Annotated in this window: 8 protein-coding genes and 2 pseudogenes; 5 read left to right on the forward strand and 5 right to left on the reverse strand. The window is 68.4% G+C overall.

Going from position 1 to position 6,813, the window contains the following annotated elements; all coding sequences use genetic code 11:
* The 3 genes and pseudogenes from EHS43_RS48245 to EHS43_RS48255 form a co-directional block, all read left to right on the forward strand.
* Positions 1–117, forward strand: a pseudogene (locus EHS43_RS48245) (IS5/IS1182 family transposase); the annotation flags it as partial.
* A gap of 49 nt (positions 118–166) precedes the next feature.
* A complete protein-coding gene (locus EHS43_RS48250) occupies positions 167–454 on the forward strand; it encodes a TetR/AcrR family transcriptional regulator (RefSeq protein ID WP_260470820.1) in 288 nt (95 codons plus the stop codon).
* Positions 455–505: 51 nt separating this feature from the next.
* Positions 506–976: a hypothetical protein gene (locus EHS43_RS48255; protein WP_260470821.1), complete on the forward strand. Its 471-nt coding sequence runs from the start codon at positions 506–508 to the stop codon at positions 974–976.
* Positions 977–1,169: 193 nt separating this feature from the next.
* Here the strand turns inward: EHS43_RS48255 and EHS43_RS33195 are convergent, their stop codons facing one another.
* Positions 1,170–2,555 (reverse strand): GNAT family N-acetyltransferase, encoded by a 1,386-nt coding sequence (locus tag EHS43_RS33195; RefSeq protein ID WP_125194365.1) that lies wholly within the window; start codon positions 2,553–2,555, stop codon positions 1,170–1,172.
* Between the two features lie 412 nt (positions 2,556–2,967).
* The gene (locus EHS43_RS33200) at positions 2,968–3,528 is read right to left on the reverse strand and encodes a TetR/AcrR family transcriptional regulator (protein WP_125194366.1); all 561 of its coding nucleotides are present in this window, start codon (positions 3,526–3,528) and stop codon (positions 2,968–2,970) included.
* A 94-nt stretch (positions 3,529–3,622) separates the two neighbouring features.
* Between EHS43_RS33200 and EHS43_RS33205 the strand changes: the two genes are divergently transcribed.
* A complete protein-coding gene (locus EHS43_RS33205) occupies positions 3,623–4,366 on the forward strand; it encodes an SDR family oxidoreductase (RefSeq protein WP_125194367.1) in 744 nt (247 codons plus the stop codon).
* A 144-nt stretch (positions 4,367–4,510) separates the two neighbouring features.
* Here the strand turns inward: EHS43_RS33205 and EHS43_RS33210 are convergent.
* The 3 genes and pseudogenes from EHS43_RS33210 to EHS43_RS33220 form a co-directional block, all read right to left on the reverse strand.
* Positions 4,511–4,729: pseudogene (locus EHS43_RS33210) on the reverse strand (NAD(P)H-binding protein); the annotation flags it as partial.
* A 42-nt stretch (positions 4,730–4,771) separates the two neighbouring features.
* Positions 4,772–5,437, reverse strand: coding sequence for an NAD(P)-dependent oxidoreductase (locus EHS43_RS33215; protein WP_125194368.1), 666 nt, complete (start codon positions 5,435–5,437; stop codon positions 4,772–4,774).
* A gap of 42 nt (positions 5,438–5,479) precedes the next feature.
* Entirely contained in the window at positions 5,480–6,193 is a 714-nt protein-coding gene (locus EHS43_RS33220; protein WP_125194369.1) for a DsbA family protein, read from the reverse strand.
* Between the two features lie 119 nt (positions 6,194–6,312).
* Here EHS43_RS33220 and EHS43_RS33225 point away from each other — a divergent pair, with 119 nt between their 5' ends.
* Positions 6,313–6,723: a helix-turn-helix domain-containing protein gene (locus EHS43_RS33225; protein WP_125194370.1), complete on the forward strand. Its 411-nt coding sequence runs from the start codon at positions 6,313–6,315 to the stop codon at positions 6,721–6,723.
* Positions 6,724–6,813: the final 90 nt, after the last annotated feature.

Below are 6,813 nucleotides of genomic sequence, written 5' to 3' on the forward strand. Positions count from 1 at the left end.
GCCTTCGCCCGGCTCAAGTCCTGGCGCATCATGCGCAGAGCACGTTCCTCCACCCGCCGCATCAGCCGCACCGTCCAAGCCATCCACACACTCATGACCTGCGACTATTCAGGATGAAAGAGGCTCACTAGTGTTCGAGGACACCATCGAAGCGAAGTGACGGACCATGCCGACCAGCACGAGACGGGCCCGCGAGAGGGCGAACACCCGGGAGCGGATCATCGAGGCCGCGCTGCACGTTCTTGAGACCGAGGGCGTCGCCGCCCTGACGATCCGGCGCATCGCCACCGACGTCGAAATTTCCGCACCCGTCGTCTACCAGCACTTCGCCAACAAGGAAGCGCTCGTACTGGAATTGGTCGCGCACGGCCACCGCCTGATGCTGAGCGAGTTCCGCCGTGCCGCGCAGGAGCCCGACACGGACCGGCGGATGATGCGCATCGCGTCGGAGTAGGTCCGGTTCGCCGGCGAGCACCCCCACATCTACCAGGTCATTAACGACCCCGTGGTCTACGCGGACGAACGCCGACGTGTCGTGGAACCGGTCACCGACGTCCTCAAGGAGCTGCTGGCCACCTGGTCGGATGCACACGACGTGGTCCTGGCCGACCCGGAGCGGGTCTGCGAGATTCTCTGGGGCACGCGGTACGGCATCGAGTCGCTCAAGAACCTCGGCAGCGTAAGCAGCGATCGCGTCCACCGCCTCGCCGAACAGGCGCTCCGCGCGATCCTTCTCGGCCGGCAAACCGAGGCGCTGACTAACGGTCGACCGGCGAGCAGCCAGGTGCTCCAACCGCTGTATTCGCCGGGCCACACGGAGGAGACAGGAGTGTGCGTAGAGATCGTCTTCGTGGGGCTGCCGATCGAATCGTGCCGAGGTCGAGGAGGCTCAACGCCCATACCGAGTTCCCCGACCTACAGCACCTCGCAATCTGTGTGGCGGTCGCTCACGAGCAGCGGGTCCCCCACTGAATAAGCGACTTGGCGGCCGACGCCTGCGTTCCCGACCCTGATCAGCTCGCCGACGATCTGCCTCTCGTCCTCAACGGCGTCCACGTCACCGCCACGTTCCTCGGCCCCCAGGGCCCCGCCCAGCGCACCATCGAACTCGCCCGTCGCCTCATCTGTACTGCGAGCACTGGATCTCGGACAAGTAGGGTCAGTGAGGCCTAGTAACGGTTGTCCGAGCCGGGTGGCCTTTCGAGCGGGCGGTCGAGCCAGATGCGGTCGCGCAGTTCGATGCCGTCGATGAAGGTGCCGGGTTCGTAGCCGGTGCGGGCAGTGAAGGCGTCCCGTTCGACAGTGCGGATACGGAATCCCTGTCGCTGATAGAAGCGCAGATTGTCGGTGTCGGCCGCGGCGGTGGCGACCAGCAGCCGACGTCCCGATTCGCGTGTGGCGATGTCGATCGCACCGCGCACCAGGAGTCCGCCCACACCCCTGCGCTGTACGTCCTCGCGTACGGCCATGTTCTTGATCTCGAAGGTGTCGGCCTGGCGTGTGGTGACCAGCTGCAGATGACCGACCACATCCGTTCCTCGCAACGCGACGAGCACGCGCCCGTCGTCGATGTAGGCGTCGAGTTGTGTCGGTGAGTCCTCGGCCAGTTCGAACAGAGCCCTGATGTCCGCCCGCCGACCGTCGTACGGCACCACGCGCACTTCGTGCGGGCTGCGGACGTGCCCATCATGGCCGGACACAGCTTCTCTCGGCTGAATCCGTCTCACCAGCACCGCCCGGCTGTACAGCAGGTGGAAGCCCTTGCGCTGCGCGTTCTGCTGGGATGTGGAGCCCGGTTGCGTGGTCACGACGGCGATGTCGCAGCCGCTGTCGGCGGCGTCGGCGAGCCGGGCGGAGAGCAGGGCCGACTGCACCCCGCGTCGGCGGTGGGCTGGGGCGGTTGCCGCGCCCGTGAGCTGCGCGACGCCGTCTGCGACGCGGAGGCTGCCGCCACCGGCGACGGTGCCGTCGTACAGCGCGATGTAGGGCACCACTCCGGCCGTCGTGAAGTCCCGTTCGGCGTTCGTGAGGACCTCACGCGGGAATTCCTCGTGCGAGGGGACGCCTTGCCCGTCGGGATGAGCGAAGCCGTCGGCCACCACGTGCAGCCAAGCGTCGAACTCCTCGTCGCGAGCCCGCCGGACTTCGATCCGCGGATGTGGGGCTCCCTCCTGGGCGCCGTCGAGGGAGAACCCGAGCACGTTCTCGAACGACTCCAGCCGGTACCCGCGGGCCGTGAGCAGGGCGCCGACCCCTGGATCGGCCAACTCGCAGATCTCGGCCTGCACCGGAGCACCACGGTCGGCGAAGGCGCGCTCGATCTCATCGAGTACGTCCCCGTCGGGCACTCCGTCGAATCCCAGGCCGGCGATCTTGTTGAACGGTGAGCCGTCCTCGGCGAACGTGGCGACGGCGCCGGCCACCCGCTTCACGAAGCCGATCTCGTCTCCCCGGCGCCGGCGGGCGGCCTCAGCCGCTGCGGCCATCAGATGAGCTTCGACGCGTTCGATGCGGCGCGCGAGCGCGATGTCGCAGAAGAGGGGTTCCCGATTCATCTGCACCCGCGTTCCTTGTCGCTGCTCATGAGTCGAGGCTAGCCGCCCTGCCGCGAGTCGCAGTGGTCGGAGATTCTTACGTTCCTGGGAACAGGACCGCAGCGGATCGTGGTCCGACCGATTCGACGCCGGGTTCGCCACTTCGGGGCCGCCGACCCTGACTACGAGCCCGCATCTGGCGGACGAGCAAAGCGTCGATCGCCTCCAGTACGACGGCCAGTGCGCGATCGGTCGAACCGGGGGGAGGGAAGGCCAGGTCGCCCTTGGACGGCCACGGTGTTTCACCACGGGCCTGGACCTGCGGTCCTGGTGGCTGAACGGAGTGCCCCAGCGGTCACTCTCTCCGGTGGCGGTCACCGCCTGCTTCACGTTGGGGTTGCTCTTCGGGATGTCCTCAGTGGTTCTGTTGCCGTCACCGGTCGGCGTCCTGTCGTCGAAGGCCGTCGAGGATGACGTTCATCAGGGGCCGTGCGGTGGCTTTCCATTCGTCCCGCTCCAGTCGGCTGAGGTAGGCGATGAGCAGAAGGACCCCGTGGGCGTCCACGTCCGTGCGGATGGAACCGGCCCTTTTCCCGGCATCCAGCAGCTGGGTGAGGGCGTCTTCGATGGGGTTGTGGCTGTGGGCGACGAGGTCCTGCCATGCCGTCGGCTCAAGCGCTGCCAGGACGCCGCGTTTGATCTCCGCGTAGTCGATGACTCGGTCGAGCCAGTGCCGCAGGGCTTCCAGGGGTTCGTGTTCTGCCAGGAGAGCGGGGGCGGCCGTGACGAGTTCTTCGACGTCCCGCCGGTAGACCTCGGCGAGGAGCGCTTCGCGGTTGGGGAAGTTGCGGTAGAGCGTTCCCTGTCCTACCCCGGCGCGTTTGGCGATCTCGTTGAGGTGGACGTGGGGGGACTCGGCGAGGGCTGCGCGGGCGGCTTCCACGATGCGGGTCCGGTTCCGTGCCGCGTCCGGACGGCGTGCTGGCGCGCTCATGGGCATCTCCTGATGTTCCGCCATTGCAAGTGGACACGTGTCCGCTAAGGTGGAACCCACATCGGACACGTGTCCACTTTACTTGGAGGCAGTAGTGCTCTCTCTTCACGACAAGGTCGTCGCCATCACCGGAGCGAGTGGCGGCATCGGGGAAGCCACGGCCCGCCTGCTCGCCGGGCGCGGCGCCGCGGTCGTCCTCGCAGCCCGCCGCGGCGAGCGCATCGACGCCATCGCGCGGGACATCCGGAAGGAGGGTGGCCGTGCCGCCGCGTGCGTCGTCGACGTCACCAGGGCCGAAGACCTGCGGCGCCTGGTCTCCACCACCATCGACGAGTACGGGCGTATCGATGTGCTGGTGAACAACGCCGGCGTCGCCCCGATCAGCCCGCTGGCCGACCTCGACACCGAAGGCTGGTCGGCCATGATCGATGTCAACCTCCGCGGCATGCTCAACGGCGTCGCCGCCGTGCTGCCCGTCTTCCGCGAGCAAGGGGCGGGCCACCTGGTGAGCATCGTCTCGGTGGCCGGCCTGCACGGCGCGTCCCCCACGATGGCTGTCTACGCGGCGACCAAGAACGCGGTTCGCACCGTCCACGAGGGACTGCGCACGGAGTCCACCGACGGGGTGGTGCGCACGACAGCCATCTCGCCGGGATACATCCGCACCGATCTCGCCGACTCGATGACCGACCCGCACATCCGCGAGCAGACGCGCAAGCACATGGACGCGGCGGGCATCCCGCCGGCCGCGGTCGCCCGCGCGGTGGCCTTCGCCATCGAGCAGCCCGCCGACGTGGAAGTCGGCGAGATCAACGTTCGTCCCACAGTCCAGGCATGACACTTTCGACCTCGGTCTCCCGGAGCCTGGACCTGGAAGAGGTTGCCGCCGAAGGTGAGCAGGTCGACGATGGTCGCGCAGAGCCGGGGTTGAGTGAAGCGACTTGCCGGTTTGCACAGGACGCCAGTTCTTGGCGACGGTGTCCAGGAGGAAGTCGGCCAGGTCGGCACGGCTGATCCGCGTGCCCTGCTTGTCGGTGCCAGCCTCGGCGGTGCGCAGTGGGCCGTCGGCCAGCTTCTTGGAGAGGGTGACGGCACTCGCGAGGGTCCAGTCGGTGTCGGAGGCGCGGACGCCCTGGTCGACGCCGTTGTGGTCGTCGTAGCCGGCCTTGAGGTTGGAGACGTTGATCAGGGACCTGAACAGCGGGTTGAACCGGGCCCAGTCGAGGCGGACCGCCCGAGGGCGTCATCCTCGTGTGTTCCAGACGAGGGGGGCTTTGCGGATCCAGGTGTCGTCCTCGATCGTCTGGACGAGGAACTGGGCGAGGTCGGCGCGGTTGATCCGTGCGCCGGGCTTTTCGGTGCCGGCTTCGGCGGCCCGTACGGGGCCACTGAGGGGCTTGTCGGTGAGGGCGACGGCGCGAGCCAGGGTCCAGTCGATGCCGGACGAGGCGCGCACGACCCGGTCGAGGCCGGTGTGGTCCGCGAAGCCCGCCTTGACGTTGGACAGGTTGATGAACGCCTTGACCAGCGGGTTGAGCTGGGCCCAGTCGTCGCCCGCGCCCTGCGTGGACGTCAGCACGATGCGGCGGATGCCCTGCTCGCCCATGACGGTGAGCGTGTTGCGGGCGGCGTCGGTCATGAACATCGGCGGGCTGACCGGCTTGGCCCACGGGTTGTCGGAGGTGCGGGCGTTGGACAGCGCGCTGATCACCCCCTCGGTGCCTTCGGCGGCCTTGCGGAGGTCGTCGATGTGGGCTGGTGTGCCCTCGATCAGTTCGACGCCGGCCGGTGCCTGCACCTTGTCGGGGTTGCGGACCAGGGCGCGGACGTGGTGGCCGCGCCGGGCGGCGTGCTCCAGCACGTGGAGGCCGGTGCGGCCGCTGCCGCCGAGGACCAGGAGGTTGCTCATGGTGATCAAACGCCTTTCGGGCAGGGGAGTGACTGATGGAGGTCAGCTGTGGGCCGGCACGGCGCAGCCGTCGGGGCCGCAGACCGCAGCGTCGCCGCCGGTCGCGAGGGGGAGCGGGTGAGATGCGTCCCAGGCCGTGCGCAGCACCTCGAGAAGACCGTCGCTGTCCTGGGCCCCGGGGATGCCGTACCTGCCGTCGATGACGATGAAGGGGGCGCCGGTGGCGCCCAGGCGCTGGGCGCGGGCGGCATCGTCGCTCACCTGGTGCTGGTAGCGGTGCTCGGTGAGCGCCTGGCGGGTGCTCTCGCGGTCCAGGCCGATCTCCTCGCCCAGGTCGAGCAGGTCGTCCATGTTGAAGACGGGGCGGGCCTGGCCGAAGTAGGCGCGGAAGATCGTGTCCCAGGCTTCGCGGTTCTTGCCCTCGGCGGAGGCGTGCGCGAGGAACTCGTGCGCCAGGTCGGTGTTGCCGACCCGGTTGTCCAGCACCTTGTAGGGGGTGAGTCCCTCGGCCTGAGCCAGGGCCTCGATCCGGCGCGTGGACGCCTCGGCCCGGGAGCCGCCCATGCCGTGCCGGCGCAGCAGCGCGTCACGGACGCCGAACGTCTCATCCACGGGGAAGGAGCTGCTCAGCGGGAACGAGTGGTGGACGACCTCCACCTCGTCGCCGTGCTCGAACCGCTCCACAGCCCGGTCCAGACGGTGGCTGCCCAGTCCGCACCAGGGGCAGGTGACCTCGGCCCAGATCTCGATCTTCATGACGCGCCTCCCGTGCCTGCGCTTTGTTTCTTACGTTTTGTTCGTAGCGCCATGATGGGCCAGTATGGAAGTCGATACAAAAGGCACATCGGTGTTCGTGCCGGAGAGGAATGTGCGTCATGGAGGTCACCGGCAGTTCGGGCGGCGCGGCGGCGGTGGGGCCCTGTGCCCGCATCCCCGCCGAGCACATGGAGTTCATCCGGCAGGTCCTCGACCGCGTCGGCGACAAGTGGAGCCTGCTGCTCATCGCGGTGGTGGAGGCCGGCCCGCTGCGCTACACCGACCTGCAGCGCCAGGTCCCTGGAATCTCCCAGCGGATGCTCACCCTCACGCTCCGCCAGCTCCGCGAGGACGGTCTGATCACCCGCACCGCATACGCGGAGGTTCCACCGCGCGTGGAGTACTCCCTCACCCCGCTGGGCCGCGGCCTCCACGAGATCGTGACCTCCCTGATCGGCTGGGCTGCCGACCACCACGACGAGATCCGCGCGCACCGGGCCCGCGCCGCGGCACCAGCACCCCGGTCCTGAGCTTGTTCTCCAGCAGGCCCCCGGCGGCAGTTGAGTCTGTGTGAAGTAAATCGACGACCCTGTCGAGGGCCCTGACGGCCTTGTCTGCAC

Source organism: Streptomyces sp. RP5T, from assembly GCF_003933965.1.
Classification (GTDB): Bacteria; Actinomycetota; Actinomycetes; order Streptomycetales; family Streptomycetaceae; genus Streptomyces.